The organism is Streptomyces sp. AHA2 (assembly GCF_036857595.1).
Classification (GTDB): domain Bacteria; phylum Actinomycetota; class Actinomycetes; order Streptomycetales; family Streptomycetaceae; genus Streptomyces.
In genome coordinates this window covers 158,643-184,230 of the sequence record NZ_JAUQWJ010000010.1, presented here as the reverse complement: position 1 = coordinate 184,230, position 25,588 = coordinate 158,643, and the positions used below count along the sequence as shown (strand labels likewise).

23 protein-coding genes and 1 pseudogene are annotated in these 25,588 nt (G+C 74.3%); 7 read left to right on the top strand and 17 right to left on the bottom strand.

The features are described from left to right. Positions 1 to 52: 52 nt before the first annotated feature. Positions 53 to 1,444: an FAD-dependent oxidoreductase gene (locus tag Q5694_RS21750; RefSeq protein ID WP_333934875.1), complete on the bottom strand. Its 1,392-nt coding sequence runs from the start codon at positions 1,442 to 1,444 to the stop codon at positions 53 to 55. Positions 1,445 to 1,471: 27 nt separating this feature from the next. Then, entirely contained in the window at positions 1,472 to 2,473 is a 1,002-nt protein-coding gene (locus Q5694_RS21745) for a DUF4349 domain-containing protein (protein ID WP_333934874.1), read from the bottom strand. 156 nt (positions 2,474 to 2,629) lie between these two features. On the opposite strand from Q5694_RS21745, the gene hemG reads away from it, so the two are divergent. Both hemG and hemQ read left to right on the top strand, forming a co-directional pair. Beyond that, on the top strand, positions 2,630 to 4,090 hold the full coding sequence (gene hemG / locus Q5694_RS21740) for a protoporphyrinogen oxidase (protein ID WP_333934873.1): 1,461 nt from the start codon (positions 2,630 to 2,632) through the stop codon (positions 4,088 to 4,090). Between the two features lie 5 nt (positions 4,091 to 4,095). Next, the gene (gene hemQ / locus Q5694_RS21735) at positions 4,096 to 4,827 is read left to right on the top strand and encodes a hydrogen peroxide-dependent heme synthase (RefSeq protein ID WP_333934872.1); all 732 of its coding nucleotides are present in this window, start codon (positions 4,096 to 4,098) and stop codon (positions 4,825 to 4,827) included. A 72-nt stretch (positions 4,828 to 4,899) separates the two neighbouring features. Here the strand turns inward: hemQ and Q5694_RS21730 are convergent, their stop codons facing one another. The 7 genes from Q5694_RS21730 to Q5694_RS21700 form a co-directional block, all read right to left on the bottom strand. After that, on the bottom strand, positions 4,900 to 5,670 hold the full coding sequence (locus Q5694_RS21730; RefSeq protein WP_333934871.1) for a TIGR04222 domain-containing membrane protein: 771 nt from the start codon (positions 5,668 to 5,670) through the stop codon (positions 4,900 to 4,902). A gap of 150 nt (positions 5,671 to 5,820) precedes the next feature. After that, on the bottom strand, positions 5,821 to 7,254 hold the full coding sequence (locus tag Q5694_RS21725) for a DUF692 domain-containing protein (protein ID WP_333934870.1): 1,434 nt from the start codon (positions 7,252 to 7,254) through the stop codon (positions 5,821 to 5,823). 239 nt (positions 7,255 to 7,493) lie between these two features. Continuing rightward, positions 7,494 to 7,955 (bottom strand): DUF7144 family membrane protein, encoded by a 462-nt coding sequence (locus tag Q5694_RS21720; protein ID WP_333934869.1) that lies wholly within the window; start codon positions 7,953 to 7,955, stop codon positions 7,494 to 7,496. A gap of 150 nt (positions 7,956 to 8,105) precedes the next feature. After that, a complete protein-coding gene (locus Q5694_RS21715) occupies positions 8,106 to 8,825 on the bottom strand; it encodes a peptidyl-tRNA hydrolase (protein ID WP_333934868.1) in 720 nt (239 codons plus the stop codon). Between the two features lie 41 nt (positions 8,826 to 8,866). Further along, a complete protein-coding gene (locus Q5694_RS21710; protein ID WP_333934867.1) occupies positions 8,867 to 9,049 on the bottom strand; it encodes a hypothetical protein in 183 nt (60 codons plus the stop codon). 18 nt (positions 9,050 to 9,067) lie between these two features. Continuing rightward, positions 9,068 to 9,922: a polysaccharide deacetylase family protein gene (locus tag Q5694_RS21705; protein ID WP_333934866.1), complete on the bottom strand. Its 855-nt coding sequence runs from the start codon at positions 9,920 to 9,922 to the stop codon at positions 9,068 to 9,070. Between the two features lie 62 nt (positions 9,923 to 9,984). Continuing rightward, the gene (locus Q5694_RS21700; protein WP_333934865.1) at positions 9,985 to 11,502 is read right to left on the bottom strand and encodes an FAD-dependent oxidoreductase; all 1,518 of its coding nucleotides are present in this window, start codon (positions 11,500 to 11,502) and stop codon (positions 9,985 to 9,987) included. An 86-nt stretch (positions 11,503 to 11,588) separates the two neighbouring features. Here Q5694_RS21700 and Q5694_RS21695 point away from each other — a divergent pair. After that, positions 11,589 to 11,738 (top strand): annotated as a pseudogene (locus tag Q5694_RS21695) (transcriptional regulator); the annotation flags it as partial. Between the two features lie 200 nt (positions 11,739 to 11,938). On the opposite strand, the gene Q5694_RS21690 reads toward Q5694_RS21695, so the two are convergent. The 6 genes from Q5694_RS21690 to zapE form a co-directional block, all read right to left on the bottom strand. Beyond that, the gene (locus Q5694_RS21690; RefSeq protein WP_333934864.1) at positions 11,939 to 13,321 is read right to left on the bottom strand and encodes a PhoX family protein; all 1,383 of its coding nucleotides are present in this window, start codon (positions 13,319 to 13,321) and stop codon (positions 11,939 to 11,941) included. A 90-nt stretch (positions 13,322 to 13,411) separates the two neighbouring features. Further along, a complete protein-coding gene (locus Q5694_RS21685; RefSeq protein WP_333934863.1) occupies positions 13,412 to 14,266 on the bottom strand; it encodes a slipin family protein in 855 nt (284 codons plus the stop codon). A gap of 160 nt (positions 14,267 to 14,426) precedes the next feature. After that, complete coding sequence (locus tag Q5694_RS21680; protein ID WP_333934862.1) at positions 14,427 to 15,923, bottom strand: SulP family inorganic anion transporter; 1,497 nt, start codon at positions 15,921 to 15,923, stop codon at positions 14,427 to 14,429. 8 nt (positions 15,924 to 15,931) lie between these two features. After that, the gene (locus Q5694_RS21675; protein ID WP_333934861.1) at positions 15,932 to 16,513 is read right to left on the bottom strand and encodes a carbonic anhydrase; all 582 of its coding nucleotides are present in this window, start codon (positions 16,511 to 16,513) and stop codon (positions 15,932 to 15,934) included. 78 nt (positions 16,514 to 16,591) lie between these two features. Beyond that, positions 16,592 to 17,014, bottom strand: a complete 423-nt coding sequence (locus Q5694_RS21670) for a hypothetical protein (RefSeq protein WP_333934860.1) — start codon at positions 17,012 to 17,014, stop codon at positions 16,592 to 16,594. 198 nt (positions 17,015 to 17,212) lie between these two features. Next, the gene (gene zapE, locus Q5694_RS21665) at positions 17,213 to 18,310 is read right to left on the bottom strand and encodes a cell division protein ZapE (protein WP_333934859.1); all 1,098 of its coding nucleotides are present in this window, start codon (positions 18,308 to 18,310) and stop codon (positions 17,213 to 17,215) included. Between the two features lie 37 nt (positions 18,311 to 18,347). Between zapE and Q5694_RS21660 the strand changes: the two genes are divergently transcribed. From Q5694_RS21660 to msrB, 4 genes are all read left to right on the top strand, one after another. Next, on the top strand, positions 18,348 to 19,160 hold the full coding sequence (locus tag Q5694_RS21660) for a pyrimidine reductase family protein (protein ID WP_333934858.1): 813 nt from the start codon (positions 18,348 to 18,350) through the stop codon (positions 19,158 to 19,160). Positions 19,161 to 19,400: 240 nt separating this feature from the next. Beyond that, positions 19,401 to 19,874: an indole-3-glycerol phosphate synthase gene (locus tag Q5694_RS21655; protein WP_333934857.1), complete on the top strand. Its 474-nt coding sequence runs from the start codon at positions 19,401 to 19,403 to the stop codon at positions 19,872 to 19,874. A gap of 94 nt (positions 19,875 to 19,968) precedes the next feature. Beyond that, the gene (gene murC / locus Q5694_RS21650) at positions 19,969 to 21,354 is read left to right on the top strand and encodes a UDP-N-acetylmuramate--L-alanine ligase (protein ID WP_333934856.1); all 1,386 of its coding nucleotides are present in this window, start codon (positions 19,969 to 19,971) and stop codon (positions 21,352 to 21,354) included. 20 nt (positions 21,355 to 21,374) lie between these two features. Beyond that, the gene (gene msrB / locus Q5694_RS21645; RefSeq protein WP_333934855.1) at positions 21,375 to 21,782 is read left to right on the top strand and encodes a peptide-methionine (R)-S-oxide reductase MsrB; all 408 of its coding nucleotides are present in this window, start codon (positions 21,375 to 21,377) and stop codon (positions 21,780 to 21,782) included. Positions 21,783 to 21,794: 12 nt separating this feature from the next. Here msrB and Q5694_RS21640 read toward each other — a convergent pair whose 3' ends face one another. Together Q5694_RS21640 and Q5694_RS21635 are read right to left on the bottom strand one after the other, a co-directional pair. Then, a complete protein-coding gene (locus Q5694_RS21640; protein WP_333934854.1) occupies positions 21,795 to 24,704 on the bottom strand; it encodes an ABC transporter substrate-binding protein in 2,910 nt (969 codons plus the stop codon). 149 nt (positions 24,705 to 24,853) lie between these two features. After that, positions 24,854 to 25,585 (bottom strand): FAD:protein FMN transferase, encoded by a 732-nt coding sequence (locus Q5694_RS21635; RefSeq protein ID WP_333934853.1) that lies wholly within the window; start codon positions 25,583 to 25,585, stop codon positions 24,854 to 24,856. Positions 25,586 to 25,588: the final 3 nt, after the last annotated feature.

The window sequence follows — 25,588 nt, the reverse complement described above, 5'->3', positions numbered from 1 at the left end:
CCGGGGCCGTTCGCGCAGGTGCCCGCGCCCCTCAAGGCGCCGGCCGAGGGCGCTACGACGAGCTGCGGATCTTCGCCGCCGCCTTGCGGGCCGCCACCAGGACCGGGTCCCAGACCGGGGAGAACGGCGGGGCGTAGCCCAGGTCCAGGGTGGTCATCTGCTCGACCGTCATCCCGGCGGTGAGGGCCACCGCGGCGATGTCGACGCGCTTGCCCGCGCCCTCCCGGCCGACGATCTGCACCCCGAGGAGGCGGCCGGTGCGCAGTTCCGCGAGCATCTTGACGGTCATGGGGGAGGCGTCGGGGTAGTAGCCGGCGCGGCTGGTCGACTCGACGGTGACCGCCTCGAAGCGCAGCCCGGCCCGGTGCGCGTCCTTCTCGCGCAGGCCCGTGCGGGCGATCTCCAGGTCGCAGACCTTGCTCACCGCCGTGCCGACCACACCCGGGAACGTGGCGTAGCCGCCGCCGGCGTTGGTGCCGATGATCTGGCCGTGCTTGTTGGCGTGGGTCCCGAGGGGGATGTACCGGTCCTGCCCGGAGACCAGGTCGAACACCTCGACGCAGTCGCCGCCCGCCCAGACGTCCTCGTGGCCGCGCACCCGCATCGAACGGTCCGTGAGCAGACCGCCGTGCGCGCCGAGCGGAAGACCGGCCTGGCGTGCCAGGGACGTCTCGGGGCGCACGCCGATGCCCAGCACGACGACGTCCGCGGGGAACTCGGCGTCCTGGGTGGTCACCGCCTTGACGCGGCCGTCCTCACGGGTGAGGATCTTCGTCACCTCGGCGTCGCCGGCCATCGTGATGCCCAGGCCCTCCATCGCCTCGTGCACCAGGCGGCCCATGTCCGGGTCGAGGGTCGACATCGGCTCGCTGCCGCGGTCGACCACCGTCACCTCGTAGCCGCGGTCGACGAGCGCCTCCGCCATCTCCACGCCGATGTAACCGGCCCCGACGACCACCGCCCGGCGGCCACGGGTGCGCTCCAGCGTGTCGATCAGGGCCTGGCCGTCGTCGAGCGTCTGCACGCCGTGCACGCCCTCGGCGTCGGCCCCCGGCATGTCGGGCCGGATCGGCCGGGCCCCGGTCGCGATCACGAGCTTGTCGTACGCCGTCCAGGACTCGGTGCCCGAGGCCAGATCGCGGGCGCGCACCCGCCGGCCCTCGACGTCCAGGGCGGTGACCTCGGTGCGCAGCCGCAGGTCGATGCCGCGGGCGCGGTGCTCCTCGGGGGTGCGGGCGATGAGCTGGTCCCGGCCGGTGACGGCGCCGCCCACCCAGTAGGGGATGCCGCACGCCGAGTACGAGGCGAAGTGGCCCCGCTCGAACGCCACGATCTCCAACTCGTCGGGGCCCTTCAGCCGGCGGGCCTGCGACGCCGCGGACATGCCCGCGGCGTCGCCCCCGACGACGACCAGTCGCTCCCTGCGCGTACGGCTCATGCTCATGCGAACACGCTACGGGAGCAGGTCACTTCAGTCCCGCCCGCCCGGCTGCCCGGACTCCGGCGCGGGCACCGGGCGGGCCGTCGGCAGCGGTGCCGGGGTGCCCGTCGCCGCGGCGGGCCGGGGACGGCGGGGCAGGCGAGGGCGCACGACCTTGAGCCAGAGCAGCAGCAGGGCCGCCGCGACCGCGGCGAACGGCAGGACCGCGCCGAGGGCGACGGCCAGCCAGCGCAGCATGGTCAAGAACGCGTGCCAGCCGCCCGCGAGCGCGTCGAGGAACCCGGGGTCGCCGTCCCCGGCGGCCTTGGCCACCGGCGTCCGGGACAGCGACAGCGAGATGGTGGCCAGGCCGACACGGTCCTCCAGGGACGCCTGCCGGGCGAGCAGCGCCTCCAGATCGGCCTGGCGGGTGCTCAGTTCGCCCTCCAGGGTGACCACGTCGCTCAGCTTGGTCGCCCGGTCCATCAGCTCGCGGATGCGCGCCACGCTCGCGCGCTGCGTCTTGACGCGGCTCTCGACGTCCACCACCTGGTCGGTGACGTCCTCCGCCTTGGCCCTGCGCTCCAGGAGCCGTCCCGAACCCTCCAGCCCGGCGAGGACCTCGTCGTACTTCTCCACGGGCACGCGCAGCACCACGCGGGTGCGTTCACGGCCCTCCTCGTCGCGGGTGGTGGTCTCGTCGCCGACGTAGCCGCCCGCGTTCTCCGTGCGGGCGCGTGCCCGGTCCAGGGCCTCGGGGACGTCCTCGACCTGCACGGTCAGTTCGGCGGTGCGGATGACGGCGCTGCCGGGGAGCTTCGGCGGCGCGGTCGCCCGGGCGCCGTTCGCGCCGCCGCCCGCCCCGGCCTCGCCGCCGGCGGCCTTGTCACCGGGGGCCTTGCCGTCGGACTGGGGCGCGGCGGCCCCCCGGTCGGCGGCCGATTCGCCGCCGGAGTCGTCGGCGGCGCCGCTGCACCCGGTGAGCGCCAGGGCCGCGGCCAGCAGCAGGGCGGCCAGCGGCGGGGCGGAGTGTCGTACGGGTCGTGTGCGCATGCGGGCATCCCCCGGGGTCGATTCGCCTGATGCCTCTTCGACGCCGGCGCGGCGCCCGGCGTTCGCCCGGGACGGTCCCGATGCGGTCACGGCCGGGACTCGGGACGGACACCGGGGCGCGGCCGTCGGCCCGGCGGGGTCTGAGAGGCTGGGGGCATGCGCGAAGTTCACGCCCGCGAGGGCACGGGTCGGGTCGTCGTCGTCGGGGCGGGCATCGCGGGGCTGGCCGCCGCGCACCGGCTGCTGCAACGCGGGGCGCGGGTGACCGTGCTGGAGGCGTCCGGCCGGGTCGGCGGCAAGCTGCTGCCCGGGGAGGTCGCCGGTGCCCGGGTGGACCTGGGCGCCGAGTCGATGCTGGCCCGCCGCCCCGAGGCGGTGCAGCTCGCCCGCGAGGTCGGCCTCGCGGACCACCTCCAGCCTCCGGCCACCGCGACGGCCTCCCTGTGGACCCGGGGCGCGCTGCGGCCCATGCCCAAGGGCCATGTGATGGGCGTGCCCGGCACCGCGGCGGCCCTGTCCGGCGTGCTGTCGCCGGAGGGTCTCGCCCGCATCGAACGCGACGCCGAACTGCCCCGCACGGAGGTCGGGGACGACGTGGCGGTCGGCGCGTACGTGGCGGCCCGCCTCGGCCGCGAGGTCGTCGACCGCTTGGTGGAGCCCCTGCTGGGCGGCGTCTACGCGGGAGACGCCTACCGCATCTCCCTGCGCTCGGCCGTCCCCCAGCTCTTCCAGGCCGCCCGGACCCACACCTCCCTGACGGAGGGCGTGCGGGAGATCCAGCAGCGGGCGGCCGCCGCCCGGCAGACCGGCCCGGTGTTCACGGGCCTGCGCGGCGGCGTGGGCACCCTGCCGCTCGCCGTCGCCGACTCGGTCCGCTCCCGCGGGGGCGAGATCCTCACCGGCACGCCGGTGACGCGGCTGCGCCGCACCCCCGAGGGCGGTTGGCAGGTCGCCTCCGGCGAGCGCACCTGGCGGGCGGACGCCGTGATCGTCGCCGTCCCCGCCCCGGCCGCGGCCCGGCTGCTGCGCGAGGAGAGCCCCGCGGCCGCCGCCGAGCTGGACGCCGTCGAGTACGCCTCCATGGCCCTGGTCACCCTGGCCTACCGGCGCGACGAGGCGGCCCTGCCCGAGGGCAGCGGATTCCTCGTCCCGCCGGTGGACGGGCACACCATCAAGGCGTCCACGTTCGCCTCGCACAAGTGGGGCTGGATCGCCGAGGAGAACCCCGGCCTGCTCCTGGTGCGCACCTCCGTCGGACGCCACGGGGAGACGGAGATCCTCCAGCGCGACGACGCCGACCTGGTCGACGTCTCCCGCCGGGACCTCGAGGAGGCGACCGGGCTGGACGCCACGCCCGTCGCCACCCGGGTCACCCGCTGGGACGACGGCCTGCCCCAGTACCCCGTCGGACACCACGCGCGCGTGGCCCGCGTCCGCGAGCACGTCGCCGCGCTGCCCGGCCTCGCGGTGTGCGGTGCCCCGTACGACGGCGTCGGGATCCCGGCCTGCATCGCGAGCGCCCGCGCCGCCGTCGACCGGATCCACGGCGACCCGCGCGGTGTGCAGCAGCTCACCGCCCACCCGGTGCAGAGCCTGCACGGCGGAGCGGGAGAATGAGGGACATGAGTGACGACGCCTCCACCACCGAGCCCGGCAGGATCCCGAACAAGGGCAAGCTGGCCAAGGACCTCAACGAGGTCATCCGCTACACGCTCTGGTCCGTCTTCCGGCTGAAGGACGTCCTGCCCGAGGACCGCGCCGGGTACGCCGACGAGGTCCGGGAGCTGTTCGACCAGCTCGCCGCGAAGGACGTGACGGTCCGCGGCACCTACGACGTCTCCGGCCTGCGCGCCGACGCCGACGTCATGATCTGGTGGCACGCGGAGACCAGCGACGCGCTGCAGGAGGCGTACAACCTCTTCCGCCGCACGAAGCTGGGCCGCGCCCTGGAGCCCGTGTGGTCGAACATGGCGCTGCACCGCCCCGCGGAGTTCAACCGCTCGCACATCCCGGCGTTCCTCGCCGACGAGACGCCCCGCGACTACGTGAGCGTCTACCCCTTCGTGCGCTCCTACGACTGGTACCTGCTGCCCGACGAGGACCGCCGCCGCATGCTCGCCGACCACGGCAAGATGGCCCGCGGCTACCCGGACGTGCGCGCCAACACCGTCGCCTCGTTCTCCCTCGGCGACTACGAGTGGATCCTCGCCTTCGAGGCCGACGAGCTGTACCGCATCGTCGACCTCATGCGTCACCTGCGCGGTTCGGAGGCCCGCCGCCACGTCCGCGAGGAGGTGCCGTTCTACACGGGCCGCCGCAAGGACGTCGCCGACCTGGTCGCCGGCCTGGCCTGACCGGCCCCGCCGCGCGGTGGTCCCGGTCCCGTCCGGCCCACCGCGCGGCGGCGGCTCCCGGCGCCGTGCGGGTCAGCCGCGTGCCTGCCGGTGGGTGAAGGCCGCGCGCAGCTCCGGCTCGCCGATCGCGTGGACGCCGCGCACGGCCACGGACGTGAGGTACGTACGGTCGTCCCCGGTGCCGTCCGCGGTCCGGGTCAGGGCGCCGAGCAGCCGCTGACCGGCCGGTGAGGCCCAGCGCGAGTACGGGTGCGCCTCGATCCGGGCGACGGCCAGACAGCTCAGGGTGAGGGCCAGCGGCAGCGCGAACCACAGCGCCACCAGGTGCCGCGGCATGTCCGGCGGGACGGGCACCAGCAGCGCGAGGAGCCCGAGACCGAGGACGGCGACGGCTGCGCGCCGCACCCGGCGTACCGCCGAAGCGACCGTCGTACGGGCGCTGTCGGGCACCGCGAGGCCCGCGCGGACCAGCCCGTCCGCGATGCCGCGCACCGCTTCCGCCGCGGCGGCCGTGCTGCGCACCGGTGCGAGGCGGCTCTGCCCCTCGGGGCCGATGGCCCCTATCACCGACCGCTCCATCTCGTCCCGTCCGAGCGGGTCGACGACCGTGGCCCAGCCGGTGTGGGCCAGCAGCAGCCGGCGCTGCCGGGCCATCGCCACCAGCGTCACGTCGGCGACCCGCCGGGGCCCGCCGGAGAGGAACGCCGCCTCGTACAGGGTGAGTTCGCGGTCCCGGCCGGTGTCGGTGCCCCCGGCCGCGGCCCGTACGGCCGCCAGGCACAGGCGGGTGCACGCCGTGCCGGCCACGGCCCAGGCCGCCAGGAGGAGAAGGACCCAGAGCATATGTCGTTTGTATGTGACACCGTCGCGGGAACACCATGCCTCGTCCACGATCCGGACGCAGTGTTGCCGGGACGTGACGTTCCGTTTCCCCGCGGCCGGGCGCACGGCCGCGGGTGACGCGGTGCCGGAGGCGGCCCGCAAGGACGGGCCTCAGCGCCGCAGCAGCACCCTGCGCGTGGCGCGGGCCAGCCGGTGGGCCGGGCGGCGGGAACGCGGCTTCGGCCCCGACCGGTCCAGCCACCACTCGCGCAGCTCGCGCCGGGCCGCGGAGTCCCCGGGCAGCCCGGCGGTGAGCAGGTGCTCGGCGAAGGACAGGGCGTCGTGCCGGTAGCCGCCGGTCATCGGCCGGGCCTGGGCGTAGCCGAGGAACGCCGGACGGTACTCCGGACCGAGGATCCGCGGCAGTTCGGATGCCACCTTGGCGACGACGTCGGCCCGCTTCGCGGCGAGTGCCCGCGCCTGCACGCCGATCCGCACCCGGTCGAACCCTTCGGGCACGGGCGTCCCCGCGACCAGCGCCGACAGCAGTGCGGCCTGCGCGAGCCCGACCCGCTCCCGCGCCTCCCCCGCACCCCCGGCGGCCACCGAACCCGAGGCGCCCCGCGCCGCCCGCGCCGGACGGCCCCCGACGGGGTCGCCGGTCGCGGCGTCGGCGCCGGTGGAGTCCGCACTGCCTGCCGGGGCGCCGGGGAGGTGCCCCGCACCGTGTGCGACGAGGACGTGGGCCGTGGCGCGCACCTCCGTCTTCACCCGCTCCACCGCCCCGGCCTCCACGGCCCGGCGGATCGCGGTCAGTTCGCCCTCCAGTTCCGCCGGGGCGGGGAAGTTCTCGTCGCGCTCCAGCAGGACGCCCGGCGGGCGGACCCGGGAGGCCAGGTCGGTCAGGATGTCCAGGACCGGTCGCGGGACGGGGTGGGCGTGGCTGTCGTGCCAGACCCCGTCGCGTTCGAAGCCGCCGGCGACATGGACGTAGGCGACGGCCTCCAGAGGCAGCTCGGCGAGCGCCCTGGCCGGGTCCTCGGCGCGGTTGACGTGGTTGGTGTGCAGGTTCGCCACGTCGATGAGGAGCCGCACGCCCGTGCGGTCCGCGAGCTCGTACAGGAACTGCCCCTCCGTCAGCTCCTCGCCCGGCCAGGTCAGCAGTGCGGCGATGTTCTCGACGGCCAGCGGCACCGGCAGCGCGTCCTGAGCGATCCGCACGTTCTCGCACAGCACGTCCAGGGCGTCACGGGTGCGCGGCACGGGCAGCAGGTGCCCGGCCTCCAGGTGCGGGGTCGCCGTCAGCGCCCCGCCGGCCCGGACGAACGCGATGTGCTCGGTGACCAGCGGCGAGCCGAGGACCTCGGCCCGCTCGGCCAGCGCGGCCAGCCGGCCCGGGTCGGGCCGGTCGGCGCCCCCGAGGCCCAGCGAGACACCGTGCGGCACCACGGTGACGCCGCGCTCGCGCAGCCGCAGCAGCGACGCCGGCAGATGCCCGGGGCAGACGTTCTCGGCCACGGTCTCGACCCAGTCGATGCCCGGCATGCGCTCCACGGCGTCCGCGATCTCCGGGCGCCACCCGATGCCCGTCCCCAGTCGCTCCATCGTTCCCCCTCCTGCACCCGGCCGATCCCCGGACGTGACGGGGGTATGGCCCGGCCGTCCGCGCCCGAACCCTCCGCGGCCCGGCTTCAGAGCAACATTTGAGGTTCGGCGCCCGCAGCCCGCAGCCCGCAGCCCGCAGCCCGCAGCCCGCCGGCGGAGGCGCACCGCGTGCGCCCCGCCCCGGCACGCACGCGGTGGCCGCCGGACGTGACCGGCGGCCACCGCCCTCCGGCCGAGCCCTAGGCCCGGCGGGAGGAGGAGTGGTAGTTGAACACCGACCACAGGACGAACAGGCCGGTCACGATCATGATGATCGACCAGAACGGCTGGTACGGCAGCCACAGGAAGTTCGCGATCAGTGTCAGGCCGACCACGACCGCGCTCACGGCCCGCGCCCAGGTCGCCCCGGTGAACAGGCCGAACCCGGCGATCATCAGGAGCAGGCCGACGATCAGGTGGATCCAGCCCCAGGCGGTCAGGTCGAACTCGAAGACGTAGTCGCCGAAGCTCGTGTACACCTCGTCGTTGGCGATCGCCGCGATGCCCTGGAAGATCGCGAAGAACCCGTAGACGATCATCAGGGTGGCGCCGAGGGCGAGGCCGCCGGCCGCCCACGGGCCGCCCGAGCCGCCGGAGCCGCCCGGCTTCCGGTCGTCGTCGGCGGCGGGAGGAGCGGGGGGAGGGGTCGCGGCGCTGCTCATGGCTGCCTCCTGGGTCGGGGTTGTCCGGCTAACCCCACTGGAGCACCCGGCCGCGTCCGGCGCGCCCGCGATTGCTCCGAACGGGTGACGCTCGTGCGCGCCCGCGGTCGCTGTCGAGCGGGTGGTGCTCGCCGGCCGCGCCGCGTACCGCTACCGGCGCAGGGCCGGGTGGTCGGCGACCACGGTGCACGAGCCGGGCGCGATCTCCGTGAACCCGGCGTCCCGGACCAACGGCAGTCCCGCGGAAGTCAGTTCGGGCCAGCGGGCGGGGTCGGCCGTCCGCACGGCGAGCGGGAAGCCGGCCTCCCGCCAGGCGGTCCGCTCGGGCCCGGACAGCTCCCACCAGGCCAGCTGCGCGCCGTGGCCCGCCTGGGCCATCGCCTTGCCCGCCGACATGCCGAGCTCGGGGTTCAGCCAGAGCACGACGGCGCCCGGGCCGGCCGCGTCGGGCTCCTGCGGGTCGTCCAGGTCGGTGCCGGAGACCTGGAGCCGGGCGAGGTCCTTCGGCCAGCCGTCCAGGGGGACCGGCGGGAAGACCCGCACCTCGGCGGACTTGCCGGTGACCGTGATCCCGGGCAGGGCCTCGGCCCGCCGCCACTCGGCGCCCCGGGCACGGCGCACGACCTTGCGGATGCGGGCGTCCTGCCAGTCGCGCATCGCCCGGGCCCACTCGCCCTCGCCCGCCGAGCGCTCGTCGGCCAGGATCGTCAGCACGGCTCGGGCCGCCGTCTCCAGCGCGTCGGTGCGGGCCGGCGGGTCCGCCCGCTCGATCCGCACGACCAGCGGCAGCACGAACTGCGGCGCCTGATCGCGCGCGGAGGGGTCGGACCGGAAGGGACTGTCGCTCACAGGCGTCGGATCTGCGCTCACGCTCCCAGTGTGCCAGCCGGAAGATCGCACAGAATCGGTGCTCAGCCCGAGCAGGAGGTGCGCTCGGCCTCGCGCCATTCGCAGACGGGGCAGTAGGTGACGCCCTTGTACGACTCCGGGTACTCCGTGGGCTCCCGGCACAGCACGCACTCCGCGTACGGCGGCCCGTCCGCCCGGGGAGGCCGGGCCGCGTCGATCAGGCAGTAGTCGTCGTCCTCGCTCATACCTCCAGCGTAGGACGGTCAGCGGCGTCCGCCCGCGGTCCGGATCAGGTCGGACACCTTCACGAACCGGTAGCTCCGGTGCCGCAGCTCGGGCACGATCCTGCGGACCGCCCGCTCGGTCGCGGGGGCGGCACTGCGCGTGCAGTGCAGCACCACCACCGACCCCGGCCGCACCGCGTCCAGGACCTGCCGGACCACCACGTCGGGGTCGTCCTCGAACGCGTCGCCGCCGACCACGTCCCACTGCACGGCGGTCACCCCGGCCGGCGCCAGCGCCTTCAGGGCCCGCCGGTCGTGGCAGCCCCCGGGGAAACGGAAGTACGGCATCGGGTCGGGCACGCCCGCCGCACGGAACGCGGCGTAGGCGCGCTCCACGTCCTGGCGCATGCGCCGGGCGGCCACCTCGGGCAGCCCGTAGCAGTCACCGGTGAAGGCGTGGTGGCTGTAGGAGTGGTTGGCGACCTCGAAGAGCGGGTCCCGGCCGATGGAGCGGGCCTGGCCCGGGTACTCCTCGGCCCACCGCCCGGTCATGAACACGGTGGCCGGCACCTTCAGCGTCCGCAGCGTCGCGATCAGCCGGGGGTGGTCGAAGCGCTCGCCGGCCGCCGCGCGTTCCCCCTGGTCCGCGGTCATGTCGGCGTCGAAGGTGAGCGCGACACGTCTGCCCTGGGTGCGGGAGCCGTGTGCGAAGACGGGGGTCAGGCCGGCGGGGCCGGGCGCGAGGGTCGGCGGCTCGGCCACCGGCGCCGGAACCCGTACGGCGGTGGAGGCCGGGCGCGGGGGCCGTTCGGTGCCGCAGGCGGCGAGGGCCGCGGCCAGGGCGCACACGGCTGCGGCACGGCGCAGAGCGGGACGGCACAGGGGGACGATCACCGTATGAGGATGTGACCGGGAGCGTCCCGCCATGCGTGTGTGCCGCCGGTGTCACCCGGCCGTCAGATGTCGCGCTTCTCCAGCGGCTTGGTCGCCGGGCCCTGGATCACCTTGCCGTCGGTGTCGAAGCGCGAACCGTGGCAGGGGCACTCCCAGGCCCGCTCGGCGGCGTTGAAGTCGACCAGACAGCCCAGGTGGGTGCAGCGCGCGGAGACCGCGTGCAGGGCGCCGTCGTCGTCCCGGTAGACGGCGACCCGGTGACCGCCCGCGCGGACCACGGCGCCCTCGCCGGGCGGCAGGGACTCCACCGGCGGGGACGGCCGCAGCCGGTCGCCGACGAAGTGCCCGGCCACCTTGGCCTGCGTCTTCAGGAACGACGGCGCCTCCCGCACGGCCGGCTTCACCCGCCGCGGGTCGTACAGCCCGCTCCACTCGCACTCCTCGCCGGTGATCTGCGCCGCGAGCAGGCGACCCGCCATGATGCCGCCGGTCATGCCCCAGCCGCCGAAACCGGTGGCCACGTAGGAGTGCCGGGCGCCCGGGTGCAGCGGGCCGACCATCGGCACGGTGTCCGTGGGGGTGTTGTCCTGCGTGGCCCAGCGGTGCGTGACCTCCAGGCCGGGGAAGTGCCCGGTGGCCCAGGAGGTGAGGCGCTCGAAACGGGCCCGGGTGTCGCCGGTGCCCGGCGTGAAGTGCTCCCCGGTGACGATGAGCAGCCGCCGGTCCCCGTCGTACGGAGCCGTGCGCACCGACCGGGTGTTCTCGTCGGGCGTGATGTACATGCCGTCCGGGTCCTGCCCGGCCGGGATGGTCCCGGCGACGACCAGCTCCCGCTTCGGGGTCAGGCGGGTGAACAGCAGCGCCCGGTCGAACACCGGGTAGTGCGTCGCGACGACGACGTCCCGGGCCCGTACGCTCGCCCCGGTCGAGGTCGACAGCCGGCACGGCTCGCCCTCCTCCATGTCGAGGACGGTGGTGTCCTCGAAGATCCGCCCGCCGTGCCCGGCGAGGTCGGCGGCGAGGGCCAGCAGGTACTTGCGCGGGTGGAACTGGGCCTGCCCGGTGACCTCGACCGCGCCGGCCACCTCGAAGGGCAGCCCGGTCTCCGTGACGAACGAGGCGGGCAGTCCCGCCTCGGCCGCGGCACGCGCCTCCGCCCGCAGTTCGTCCACGCGGCTCGGGTCACTGGCGTACGTGTAGGCGCTGCGGGCCTCCCAGTCGCAGTCGACGCCCAGCTCGGCGGCCACCCGGGCCGCGTGCTCGATCGCCTCGGACTGCGAGCGGGCGTACAGGCGCGCGCCCTCGGGGCCGCGGGTGCGGCGCAACGTGTCGTAGACGAGGGAGTGCTGGGCGGTGACCTTGGCGGTGGTGTGTCCGGTGACCCCGGCCGCGACCCGGCCGTCCTCCAGGACCGCCACGCTGCGCCCGGCCCGTGCCAGTTCCCACGCCGTGCACAGTCCCGCGATCCCGGCGCCGATCACCGCCACGTCGACGTCCAGGTCCTCCGCCAGCGCCGGATGGCGGCCGTCCGGCGCCGTCTCGAGCCAGTACGAGCCCCTGACCTGCTGCTTCTCGCTCATGAAGCATCGAGTACCCCGGCCGGCCCGCGTCAGTGCCGACGCGGACCGCTTTACCGCCGGGACCCGGTGGGCTCACGTACACCCACATGGTCGTGGATGAGTTGGGCGACGGGACCGTGGACCGGCTGTTCCACGCCCTGGCCGACACCACGCGCCGGGACATACTGCGCCGCTGCGTGCGCGGGGAGCTGTCGGTGTCCCGGCCGGCCGAGGCCCACCCCATGAGCTTCGCGGCCAGATCGACGCCCTGCTGACCGGACCGGCGCCCCGCTGACCGCCTGACCGGCCGGTTCAGGCCCCCCGGCCGCTTCACGCCCGCCCGAGCGGTCCCGGTCAGCGGCACTCGGCCACGTCGGAGTCCGCCCCCTGTTCCCTCACGCTCCGGCCGGGGCACCGGGCCGGGCATCCGGCGCCCCTCCTGCCCGGGCGGTCCCGGTCAGCGGCGCCAGGGCCCCGTCACCGCGAACGTCGTTCCCGGCGTGTAGCAGTTGACGTACATCGTGTCGCCGTCGGGGGAGAAGGTCACGCCCGCGAACTCACCCCACTCGGGCTCCTCGGGAGTGCCGATGTTCTGCCGGTTGCGGGCCATCGCGTAGACCTCGCCGCGCCGGGTCACGCCGAAGACGTGCTGGGCGCCCCCGCCGTCCTCGCAGACCATCAGGCCGCCGCTGGGCGCTAGGCAGATGTTGTCCGGTGACTCGCCCGGCATCTGCACGTCGGTGTCCGGGCCGAAGACGATCACCAGGGTCAGCCGGTGGCGCTCCGGGTCGTAGCGCCAGACCTGTCCGTAGTGGTCGGCCGCCGAACCGTCCGACCGGTGCGCGAAGGACGACACGAAGTACACCGACCGGCCGCCCCAGTAGCAGCCCTCCAGCTTCTGCGCGTGCGTGATGCCCTTGCGGCCGAAGTCCTGGAACCGGATGGGCGTCCGCGCGGCCAGCGGGTCCGGCACGTCCACCCACTCGATGCCGTCGAACTCGGCGCCGGTCTCCCGCACGGAAGACAGGTCGGGCACGCCCGGCACCCGCATCGCCTGGAGCCGGCCGCCCGCGCGCAGCGAACCCCGGCCGCCCAGCGGCTTCCTCGGCAGGAACCGGTAGAACAGGCCGAAAGGCCTTTCGAAGGCGTCCTCCGTCTCGTACACCACGCCCCGGCGCGGGTCGACGGCGATCGCCTCGTGCTGGAAGCGGCCCATCGCCGTCAGCGGCACGGCCCCGGTGCGGTGCGGGTCGACCGGGTCGACCTCGAAGATGAAGCCGTGGTCCTTGGTGTAGCCGTTGGTGCCCGCCTTGTCCTCGGTCTCCTCGCAGGTCAGCCAGGTGCCCCACGGAGTGGGGCCGCCCGCGCAGTTCACGGCCGTGCCGGCGATGCCGACCCGTTCCGCCAGGACGTTGTTGCGGGAGTCCAGCGTCAGCGCCGTACAGCCGCCCTTGCCGGCCGGGTCGTAGGTCAGGCCCTCGACCGCCGGGACGGGGATCTTGCCGTTGGCGCGGTTCTCGTGGTTGCGGACCAGGTGGACGCGGCCGCCCCGGCCGGCGAAGGCCGACATGCCGTCGTGGTTGGAGGGGACCTCGCCCTCGCCCGAGCGCAGCCGGTCCCCCTCGCGGGAGAGGATCCGGTAGCGGAAACCTTCCGGCAGATCGAGGACGTCCTTCGGGTCGGGGACGAGCGGGCCGTATCCGGTGCGGCCCAGGGTCTGGGCCGCGGCGGTACCGGCGAAGAGTTCGGACAGGGCGCCGGAGAACGCGATCCCGATGCCCAGGGCGCCCGTCCCGGCGAGCACCTGACGTCGTGTGGCGAAGCGACCGGATTCGGTCATGGGACAACCTTCCTGCTGGCGGACAGGAACTGTGATCCCGCTGTGTCTACCACCTGGTGCGGACGGCGGGAACCATGCGGGCGGCGCGGGTCATCCCTGCACGGAGCGCCGCAGCTCCTCCAGGGCCTGACCGGCCTGCTCGGCACGGTCGAGGGTGGCCTCCGCGGACGTCGGCGCACCACCCTCACGGCCGCCCCTCTCGAGGAACCTCAGCAGCTCCACCGGAATGGGCAGCACCAGCGTGGAGTTCTTCTCCGCCGCGACGGCCATCACCGTCTGCAGCAGGCGCAGTTGCAGGGCCGAGGGTGTGTCGGCCATCTGCTGGGCGGCCTGCGACAGCTTCTTGGACGCCTGGTACTCGGCGTCGGCGTTGATCAGCCGGGCCCGCCGCTCGCGGTCGGCCTCGGCCTGGCGGGCCATCGAGCGCTTCATGGTGTCCGGCAGGGAGACGTCCTTGATCTCCACCCGGTCGATGGTCACGCCCCACTCGACGGCAGGGCTGTCGATCATCAGCTCCAGGCCCTGGTTGAGCTTCTCCCGGTTGGACAGCAGATCGTCCAGCTCGCTCTTGCCGATGATCGAGCGCAGCGAGGTCTGGGCCATCTGCGACACGGCGAAGCGGTAGTCCTCGACGTTGACGACCGCGGCAGCCGGGTCCACCACCTTGAAGTACACGACCGCGTCGACCCGCACGGTGACGTTGTCGCGGGTGATGCCCTCCTGGGCGGGGATCGGCAGGGTCACGATCTGCAGGTTGACCTTGCGCATCCGGTCGACCGCCGGGACGACCAGGTTGAGTCCGGGCCGCCGCACGTCCCCGTGCAGCCGGCCGAGACGGAAGACCACCCCGCGCTCGTACTGCTTGACCACACGCGCCGCCGACGCCAGGTAGACCAGGCCGCCGGCTCCCACCGCCGCCGCGGCGGCGATCAGCTCTTCGACCATGCCGACCTCCCGTTCGAGGTCCGGTGTGCGTGTCCTTCTGTCACGATATGCCCCCACCCGGGCGTGAGGCCATGCCCCGGGCGGCCGGGGCCGGACACGGGACGGTCCGGGGCCCACGCGGGGGTGCGCGCGTGCCCCGGACCGGGAGAGGGACGATCCGCTAGGCGGCGGTGACCTCCTGCGCCGCCGGCGTGGCCCGGCTCTGCTTGCCCTCCGTGACCTTCACCGGTTCCGTACCGGCGGTGCTGTGCCGCGCGGCCCAGCTCTCCAGGGCGGTGCGGCAGGCGTGGTCCAGGTGGTGCAGACCCGACAGGTCCAGCTCCACCGGGCGGTCCTGCGGCAGGCTCTCCAGGCTGTCCAGGATCTTCGGCAGCCGCAGGAACGTCGCGTTGCCCGACAGGTACACCTGGATCGGCCCCGCGCCCTTGTCTATGGTCTCGACCTTGAGGTGCGAGGCTTCCCAGGCGGTCTTGACGACCGACAGCGCCAGACCGATGAGCACGCCCTCGAACATGTTCACCGCGACGATCGACACGGCCGTGATCATGAGGATCAGCGCCTCACCGCGGTGCTCCCGCCACAGCGGCACGATCTTGGCGAACGGGATCAGCTTGAAGCCCGCGTGGATCAGGATGCCGGCGAGCGCGGGCAGCGGGATGAGAGCCAGCGTGGCCGGCAGGAGCGCGGCGAACAGCAGCAGCCACAGGCCGTGCATCACCCGGGACGCCTTGGTCCGGGCGCCCGCGGCGACGTTCGCCGAGCTGCGCACGATGACCGCCGTCATCGGCAGCGCGCCGAGCACGCCGCAGACCGTGTTGCCCGCGCCCTGCGCCATGAGCTCCTTGTCGTACCGGGTGCGCGGGCCGTCGTGCAGCCGGTCCACCGCGGCGGCGCTGAACAGGCTCTCGGCGGAGGCGATCAGCGTGAAGGCGACGATCGTGCCGACGACACCCGCCCCGAGGCCCGTGAGGACGTCCGGGCCGGGCGGCTGGATCGAGCCGAGCAGACCCTGCACCTCGACGGTGGCGACCGGCAGGTCGAGCACGGCGGTGGCCGCGATCGCCAGGACCACAGCGGCGAGGGCGCCCGGCACGGCCTGGGCCGGCTTGGGCAGCCGCTTCCACAGCACCATGACCGCGACGGTGGCCGCGCCGAGCGCGAGGGAGGTCAGGGCCGCCGTGCTGCCGGCCGCGTCCACCACGGCACCGGGCAGGCCCAGGATCTTGTCGACGCCGGAGGCGGGTGCTTCCAGCCCGGCTGCCGCGTACAGCTGCCCGGCGATGAGCACCAGGCCGATGCCGGCCAGCATGCCCTCGACGACCGAGAGGGATATGGCGCGGAACCAGCGGCCCAGTTTCAGCGCGCCCATGAGGAGCTGGAGCAGACCGGCGGCCAGCACGATGACGCCGAGCGCGGGCAGCCCGTACTCCTGCACGGCCTCGAAGACCAGCACGGTCAGACCCGCGGCCGGACCGGACACCTGCAGGCTGCTGCCCGGCAGCAGGCCGGTGACCAGGCCGCCCACGATGCCGGTGACCAGGCCGAGTTCGGCCGGGACACCGGAGGCCACGGCGACCCCTACGCACAGCGGCAGGGCGACCAGGAACACGACGAGCGAGGCGGTGAAGTCCTGCCTGAAGTGGGGGAACTTGGTCATGGCGCCCCTCACAGCGTCTCGAAGGCGTCGGTCTGCGCGCGGTGCTGACGCACGACCCCGGTGTGCACCTCGTAGAACCAGGCGTGCAGCCCGAGTCCGCCGTCGGCCAGCCGCCGTTCGACGCACGGGTAGGAGCGCAGCCGCAGCACCTGGGTGAGGACGTGGTTCTGCACGGCGTCGGCGACCGTCGGGTCGGCCGGGTCGGCGCAGTCGGGCCGGCCGGCGGCGTGCGCGAGCCAGTCGCGCACCGCCGGGACCGCGTCGAGGTCCTCGCCGCGCACCATGGCGCCCACGGCGCCGCAGTGCGAGTGGCCGCAGACCACGATGTCCTTGACGCCGAGGACGTCGACGGCGTACTCGATCGTGGCGGCCTCGGAGGTGGGGTGGTCGAAGGAGTGGGGGGGAACGACGTTGCCCGCGGTGCGCAGCTCGAAGAGCTCGCCGGGACGGGCGCCGGTGATCAGGGCCGGGACGACCCTGGAGTCGGAGCAGGTGATGAACAGGACGTCGGGGGACTGGCCTTCGGCGAGGCGGGCGAACTCCTCAGGGCGCTGTCCGAACCTACGGGCGTTGTCGATGAGGGGCTGCATGGCGTGGTGAATCCTCCTGGCGCGCAGTGGGGGCGCGTCGGACGGGCATGACGAAGGGTGGGGGGAGTGCGCCGCGGCTCAGCAGCGGAAGACCTGCAGCCTTGCCGGGGTGTGCGGCACCGGGGGTCTGGAGGTGCGCGCGGTGCCGTCGTCGGCCGGTTCGGCCACCGCCGGTGCGAGGCGCCGAGGCAGCGGCCTGCCGGGCGCCGAGGGTGCGCGGTCGGCGGGGTGGGACCGGGCACGGGTGCGCAGGGGACCGGTCGGCTCCCCTGTGTGTGCCGTGCGGCACGAAGTCGTCTCGTCCCGCAGGGCCTGTCCGGCGGGGGTGCTCGCCGGACCCGGGAACGTGCCGAGGGGTGTGGCTCCGGGGGCGGCCTTGGCCTGGGCTTCACTGAAAGTGTGCGCGGATGCGAACGACGGCGCGGGTGCGAACAGCTGGAGAGTCAGCAGGGCGGCGGCGAGGACCGTGATCACGGTCCGTACCGTCGTACCTCGGAACATGCGCCCCCCTCCACCGCGTCACACTTCTGGAGCGGACCAACGGTTGGTCAACTGCTGGTCAAGAAACAACATTAACCCTGCAAAGTCATTTGCAGGGTTAACTGAATGTTTCCGGCAGAAGAGCGCCTGAAAATCGTGGGTGGGATGGCCTGAAGCGGCGCTCACCTCACGGAACCCGCCGCGGGATCGGGGTGGCGGTCACCCGGGGTCGGCCAAGGCGCCCGCGTCGCGGGCGAGGGCGGTGAGCCGGGATATGGCCCTGAAGTACTTCTTGCGGTAACCGCCCTGCAGCATCTCCTCGCTGAAGAGCCGGTCGAACGGCATCCCGGACGCCATCACGGGCACCTCACGGTCGTAGAGGCGGTCCGCGAGGACGACGAGCCTGAGCGCCGTGGACTGGTCGGGGACGGGCTGCACCCCGGTGAGGCACACCACGTCGACCCCGTCGGTCAGGGCGCCGTAGCGGCTGGGGTGGACGCGGGCGAGGTGCTCCAGCAGGTCGGGGAACGCGTCGAGGGTGGCGCCCTCGGTGGCGTGCGCCGTCGCGGTCACCTGCTCGTCGGAGAACGGCGGCGGCGCCTCGGGCAGGCCGCGGTGGCGGTAGTCCTCGCCGTCGATGCGCAGGGCGCGGAAGTGGGCGGACAGGCCCTGGATCTCGCGCAGGAAGTCGGCGGCGGCGAACCGGCCCTCACCGAGCTTGCCGGGCAGCGTGTTGGACGTGGCCGCGAGCGCGACGCCCGCCTCGACGAGCTTGCCGAGCAGGGTCGACACCAGCACGGTGTCGCCCGGGTCGTCGAGCTCGAACTCGTCGATGCACAGCAGGCGGTGCCCGGACAGGGTGCGCACCGTCTGCTGGAAACCGAGCGCGCCGACCAGGTTGGTCAGCTCCACGAACGTGCCGAACGCCTTCAGCGCCGGTTCCGCCGGGGTGGCGTGCCACAGGGAGGCGAGCAGGTGGGTCTTGCCGACGCCGTAGCCGCCGTCGAGGTAGACGCCGCGCGGGCCCGAGGAGGCCTGTTTCGCCGCCCTGCCGAAGCCGAACAGGCGCCGCCTGCCGGTGGCGGCGCTCCCGCCGAGCCCGGCCGCGAAACCCTCCAGGACCTCGACGGCCTCGGTCTGGCTGGGCTGGTTCGGGTCCGGGATGTAGGTGCTGAAGCGGACGGAGTCGAACCGTGGCGGCGGCACCATCTCGGCGACCAGGCGGTCCGCGGGCACGTGCGGCTCTCGGGCGCACAGCGACAGCGGGGCCGGGTCGGTCACGGGGCCGGTTCCGGATGCGGCGGGGGAGGAGGACACGGTTCACCATGCTACGGCGCGTGGAACACTGCACGGCATGCGACGTCTGTTCCCTGTGACCGATGAAACAGCAGCTCCGGCGCCCGGTGGCGCGTCCGGCGAGGGAACCGGACGGGAGTGGAGCCGGGCCGAACTGGCCGCCGCCTACGCCTACCCCGAGCCGGGCCCCGAAGGGCCGGTGCCGTACCTGCGCGCCAACATGGTGTCCACGCTGGACGGGGCCGCCCAGCACGACGGGCGCTCGCAGCCCATCTCGAGCGCGGCCGACATGCGGATCTTCGGCACGCTGCGGGCGCTGGCGGACGTCGTGGTCGTCGGCGCGGAGACGGTGCGCCGGGAGGGGTACCGGCCCGCACGCGCGCGTGCCGACTTCGCCGCCGCCCGCGAGGCGGCCGGCCAGGGTCCCGCCCCCGCCATCGCGGTCGTCACCGCCGGGCTCGACCTGGACTTCTCGCTGCCGCTGTTCACCTCCCCGCCCGTGCCCACGCTCGTCCTGACCGGAGCCGCCGCCCCGCCGGACCGCGTGGCCGCGGCGGAGAAGGCGGGCGCCCGGGTGGTCACCGCGGGGGAGGGCGTCGGCGTCGACCCCGCACGGGCCGTGCGGGCCCTGGCCGGGCTCGGCCACACCCGGCTGCTCACCGAGGGCGGTCCGCGGCTGCTGGGCCAGTTGGTGGCGGCGGAGGTGCTCGACGAACTGTGCCTGACCCTCTCGCCGATGCTCACTGCGGGCGACGCGCAGCGCATCGCGGGGGGCCCCGCCGTCGCGGTCCCGCAACGCTTCGCGCTGCTGTCGATGCTGGAGGAGGACGGGTTCCTCTTCACCCGGTACGGACGGCCCCCGGCGCACTGAACGGCCCGGACCGGGGCAGAAGGTGCGGGCGGCCGGGAGTGCGGCCGCCGGACCGTCCGCGAGGCGGCACGGAGGACCGCCGCCGGGCATGAGCGGAATGTTCCGTTCCGCTCGGTTGCCGCAGGGCACACTGAATCCGGCAGTACCCGTGCGATCACGGGGCAGGATGGTTTCCGCAGGGCCCGTCACGGCCCACGCAGCAGTGGGGCCCCGCGGCCCCCGGAGCAGAAGGGGCGCCTGGTGTTCACAAGCGTTTTGATGATCGAGAAGGCCCTGACGTCCGCCGACGTGGAGTTCGTCACGACCTTGCACGGCGAGGAGGAGGTGTCCTTCCAGGTGCTGCTCCAGCCGCGTGGCGAGCAGGCGGACCGGCTGCTGCGGGCCATCGACGACGTGGCACTCGGTGAACTGGACGAAGCCGTGCGCGAGGGCGAGACCCCCGAGGGGGAGGAGGCACTGAGCGTGGGCCAGCGGGCCCTGGAGGTGTCCCTCGCCGCGTTGCGTGCCTCGGGGAGCCGGGCCGAGGGCCGGCTGATCGAGGACCATCCGCTGGACGCGCTGAAGTCCCTGGTCGCCGAGGCCGGGGCGGACGAGGTGATCGTGCTCACCGACCCGCACTACGTGGAGGAGTTCTTCCACCGGGACTGGGCCTCGCGCGCCCGGCACAAGGTCGGCGTGCCGGTGCTGAAGCTGTTCTCGCACAGCAAGGCGTAGCGCGGAAGGCATCGGGTCCGGCCGGCGCGGCCCCCGGCGCCGCTGAAATAAGGTGGGGGCGCCCACACCCGTCACGCCGCACTTGGAGAACCGCATGGCACCCGGCCTTCCCACCGCCATGGACCGACCGCACTTCATCGGCATCGGTGGGGCGGGCATGTCGGGGATCGCGAAGATCCTCGCCCAGCGCGGGGCCGTCGTCGCGGGCAGCGACGCCAAGGAGTCGGCCACGGCCGAGGCGCTGCGGGCCCTCGGCGTGACCGTGCACATCGGGCACGCCGCCGCGCACCTGGCGGACGACGCCAGCTGTGTGGTCGTGTCCTCGGCGATCCGCCGGGACAACCCCGAGCTGGCCCGCGCCGCCGAGCTGGGCGTCCCGGTCGTGCACCGCTCCGACGCGCTCGCCGCGCTGATGGACGGGCTGCGGCCGATCGCCGTGGCCGGCACGCACGGCAAGACCACCACCACCTCGATGCTGGCCGTGTCGCTGAGCGAACTGGGCCTGAAGCCCTCCTACGCCATCGGCGGCGACCTGGACGCGCCCGGCTCCAACGCGCTGCACGGCGAGGGGGAGATCTTCGTCGCCGAGGCCGACGAGTCGGACCGCAGCTTCCACAAGTACGCGCCCGAGGTCGCCATCGTCCTCAACGTCGAGCTCGACCACCACGCCAACTACGCGTCGATGGACGAGATCTACGCCTCGTTCGAGACGTTCGTGGACCGGATCACCGAGGGCGGCACCCTGGTGATCGCCGCCGACCACGAGGGCGCCCGCGAGCTGACCCGGCGGGTCGCCGGGCGCGGTGTGCGGGTGGTGACCTACGGCGAGTCCGCGGACGCCTCGGTGCGGATCCTGTCCGTGGTGCCGCAGGGCCTCAGGAGCGAGGTCACCGTGGACCTGGACGGCGAGCGGCTCACCTTCGCGGTCTCCGTGCCCGGGCGGCACTACGCGCACAACGCGGTCGCGGCCCTGGCGGCGGGCGTGGCGCTCGGTGTCCCGGCGGCCGAGCTGGCCGGGGCGATCGCGGCGTACACGGGCGTCAAGCGCCGGCTGCAGCTCAAGGGCGAGGCCGCGGGCGTGCAGGTGATCGACTCCTACGCGCACCACCCCACCGAGATGACGGCCGACCTGGAGGCGATGCGCGCCGCGGCGGGCGACTCCCGGATCCTGGTCGTCTTCCAGCCCCACCTGTTCTCGCGCACCCAGGAGCTCGGCAAGGAGATGGGGCAGTCGCTGGCCCTCGCCGACGCCTCGGTCGTGCTCGACATCTACCCGGCCCGCGAGGACCCGATCCCCGGGGTGACCAGCGAGCTGATCATCGAGGCGGCCCGGGCCGCAGGCGCCGACGTCACGCCGGTGCACGACAAGGCGGACGTCCCCGCGGTCGTCGCGGGAATGGCGAAGCCCGGTGACCTGGTTCTCACCATGGGAGCGGGCGACGTCACCGACCTCGGCCCGCTCATCCTGGACCGTCTGTAGGACCGAGGGGCTGGAGGCTCATGCCGTACGACGTTCAGAAGCCGGACGAGCAGTGGCGCGCGGAACTGTCCCCGGGCGAGTACGCGGTACTGCGGCAGGCGGCGACCGAGCCCGCCTTCACCGGTGAGTACACCGACACCAAGACCCGGGGCGTCTACTCCTGCCGTGCCTGCGGCGCGGAGCTGTTCACCTCGGACACCAAGTTCGAGTCGCACTGCGGCTGGCCGTCCTTCTTCGACCCGAAGGACACCGACGCGGTGGAACTGATCGAGGACCGCTCGCACGGCATGGTGCGCACCGAGGTGCGGTGCGCGCGGTGCGGCTCGCACCTCGGGCACGTCTTCGAGGGCGAGGGGTACCCCACGCCCACCGACCAGCGATACTGCATCAACAGCATCGCGCTGCGGCTGACGCCTCAGGAGGACTGAGCGCCGGGCGCCTCACCGCAGCCGGCACTCCCGCTGCGTGAGGCGCCGGGTGTCCCCGGCGATGCGGCGGCACAGCACCATCGTGTCGGCGGTGCCGTCTTTCGCGCGGCGCACCCTCTTCAGGACGATGCTGTGCCCGGTGCGGTCGCCGTACAGCGGGGCGCCGGTGAAGTCGACGGTGCCGGTCGCCATGCCCTCGATCTTGACGCTGCGCAGGTTCACCCAGGTCGAGGCGCGGCTCTGCGGCCGGTCGCCCCGGGTGGCCGCCCAGAACAGGGCGCGGGTCGCGTCGTGGGCGAGGGCGGTCTGGCCGCTGGCCAGGGCGGGACTTTCGTGGCGCGGCCGGTGGCCCCGCAGGCCGGGCAGGTGCTCGGCCGCGTCCAGGTAGAAGGCCGTCCTGGTGGCGGCCTTCTCCAGCTCGGCCAGGGCCGCGTGGTACAGCGTGACGTTCGGTGCGACGGACTGGCCGCCGCCCGCGAAGTCCGCCTTGGACAGGTCGTCCCCGGTGAGGATCGCCAGCGGCCTGCCCGCGCAGCCCGGCTCGGTGCCCAGCTGCGTCATCAGCGGGTCGACGTCCTCCACCCGGCCCGCGAAGTAGATCAGCGACGGCACCCGGCCGCCCCGGCAGATCTCCTGGGCGTGCGAGCGCAGTTCCGGCTTGCCGCCGCTGAGGCTGTAGCGGCGCTCGGGGTGCAGCGCGAAGCCCTGCCGCTGCAGCATCCGCCGGCCGTAGCGAGCCTGCTCGTCGGTGTACAGGTCGTCGGTGCGGGCCGTGTCGCGGGCGAGGACGAGCGCGTACTGACGCCGGCCCGGCGTGCGCAACTGGGCCGCCACAAGACCGAGCTGGCGGGTCTGCCACTCGTCGGTCGCGGCCAGGCTGAACCAGTTGGCGAACTCGCGCGGCAGATAGGTGGCGGAGTTGGTGCCGGAGACGACCGGCAGCCCGGCCCGCATCAGGACGTCCGTCGTCGCCCGGCTCGACTTCAGGTCCCGGCCGGTGCCGACCACCCCGACCACGGTCCGGTCGCGCGCGGCGTACGCGGCGATCGACTCGGCCATCTCCTCCTGATGGCCCAGGTCGACACCGCCGTTGGCGATCAGCACGCGCAGCTTGACGCTGGAGTTCTCGTTCACCACCGCCTGCGCCAGGTACACCCCGGCCAGTTCCTCGGCACCCTTCACGAGCGAGGACCCGGAATCGGTGTCGGCGCTGAGCGGCCCGGCGTAGACGACGGTGACGTACGTGGCGCTGTGGCGGGCCAGGACAGCGGCGTTCTGCCGGGCGATGCGGTCCTCCAGTTCGGCCACCGTCCAGGGGTGGCCGCCGGCGGTGGGGGCCGAGTCCCCGCTCTGCAGGAGGGGAGCAGGCAGCCAGTCGGCGAAGCGGACGCCGCCCGTCGCGATGCCGATGCACTCGGTGGACCCGCCGGGGGTCTGGGCGCGTCTGGTGTCCCGGTTGGCGGTCAGCACGGACGCCGAGCAGTAACGGTCCTGCAGGGCGTCCGCCCGCATCACGGTGCCCGCGGTCAGCAGCGCCACCACCAGGACGAGGGTGTGCAGCGCCCACACCAGCCGGGCGAACGTCGGCCGGGCCGAGGCCCGCCGGTGCGGACGGCCCTCCTCGAGGGGAGCGAGCTGGTCGTGCGGCAGCGGGATCTTCATCACCCAGGGCAGCACGGACCGCTCCCGGCTGGGCGACTGCTCGGCCCGCAGGTTGTACCCCCACTCGCGGTACCAGGTGCGCAGCCGGTCACCGAACCTCGGGGGCTCGGCGGCCGGCGCGGCTGCCGTGCGGACCACACTGCGCTCCAGCCGCGCCACGTCGTCCGCGCGCACGGCGGCGACCACCAGCAGCGGATCCAGCTCACTGCGCCGGCTGCGCACGTCGCTGATCGCGCGGATCAGTTCGATGCCGCCGTTGCGGTCGTCCGCCCGCGGCAGGAACAGCACCGGCGGACGCGGCCGTTTGAAGCCGCGCAGGTCCCAGCTCCACCGGCGGTGGTTGTCGCGCAGGTCCTCCCGCAGCGCCAGCACGCACAGCTGCAGGTGGAAGTCGCCGCCCGACTTCAGCGCCTCGGCCACGCCGTGGGCCCGGGCGGCGATCGCCTTCCACGAGCGCACGGGCCGCAGCAGCGAGACCTCGGTGGGCTGGTCCTGGTCCGCCGCCCTGAGGAAGGTCGTCGTCATGAACCAGCGGCTCTCCCGGCGCAGCCACAGGAAGATCGGCGCCCGGCCGGGTAGCACGTAGTTGAGGACGGTCAGCAGCAGCAGGAAGGCCAGGCCGGCGCCCACGGCCACGTACCACTCGCTGCGCGCCAGGAGCGCGGCGAGCACGGTGACCAGGCTGGCCGGCAGGATGTGCGCCATGTCGAACAGCGGCAGGCCCGAGCGCCAGCGCCCCGTCGTGTTCCGCGGCCGCCAGCGCTGCTCGGCCAGCTGGTCGAGCAGCAACTGCCGCTGGTCCTGACCGCCCCCCGGACTTCCCGGGGCGGGCGCCGGCCACTGGTCGCCGAGCGCGGCGACCGCGTCCTCGACGGCGTGCACCAGCCGCAGCCGCGGGAAGGCGTAGCGCCGGTAGACCGACTTCGGGCCGCCCCACTTCTTCGGGTCGCTCAGCGCGCGCACCATGGCCGCGGCCCGGCGCACCTCCGTGCCGCCCTCGTAGGCGTCCTGCGCGACCGCGCAGCGCGTGCCGTGCGCCCCCTGGCCGGTGTACAACTGCCGCACCAGCGCGGCCACCGCCTCGTCGTCGGCGCCGTCCTGCGCGTGCACCACGAAGACCGGCATGGGCGGCTCGGTGCTCGTGCGGAAGTCCTGGATGAGGATCTCGAGCTGGTTCTGCAGGTGCACGCCGGCGCCGGTGTCCGGCGTCCCGTCGTGGCCCCCGGGGCAGACCGGCGGTGTGCGGTCGCTGTTCACCATGGGCAACCCCCGTTCACCTTCGGTGAGTTACGAGGTTAACCGCTGCGGATGGGGTGCGAGTGGGTGACGGACCGACTCCGGTTCCGGGCGGCCCGGGGCCGGCCGGGCGGGGTGCCGGACCGGGGGACCGGCGCCGGACGGACGGGGTGTCAGGCGAGGGCTTCGGCGTCGGCCACCGGCAGGCCCGCGCTGCGCAGCACCCGTCCGCCCTCCTCGACCGCGAACACCTCGCAGTGCTCCCGGGAGGCCGCCCACCGCGCGCCCCCGGCCCCGAGTGCGAAGGCCGCGGTCGCCACCGCGTCGGCCTCCGTGAGGGTCGGGGCCACGACGGTCACGGCGAGCAGCCCGGTCGCCGGACGGCCGGTGCGTCCGTCGAGGATGTGGTCCCCGCGTTCGTAGCGGGCCGAGGTCGCGACCGCCCGGTCGGTGAGGTCCAGGACCGCGCACAGCCGGCCGGCGTGCTCGGGATGGCGCACGCCGACGCGCCAGGGGCCGCCGCCGACGACGACGTCACCCCCCGCGTTGACGCAGAAGCGCCGGGCACCGGCGGCGCGCAGCAGCTCCGCCCCCCGTTGCACCGACCAGCCCTTGACCACGGCGCACGGGTCGAGGCCCCGCCCCGGCAGCCGGACGTCGAAGGCGCCCCCGGTGGCGAGCCGGTACTCCTCGCACAGGTCCAGCACCTCCCGCAGGTCCGGGCCGACGAGGGGGAGTTCGCCCCGGCCCAGCCGGGACACCTCGCTGTCCGGGCGGAACGGGCTGAACCGCGCGTCGGTCTCGCGCAGCCACGCGAACAGCTCCTCCACCGGGCCGGCGGGGAAGTCCGGGTCGTCGATGCGGACCGACACCGGGAACCCCATGACGTGCTCCACGCGCCGCACGGG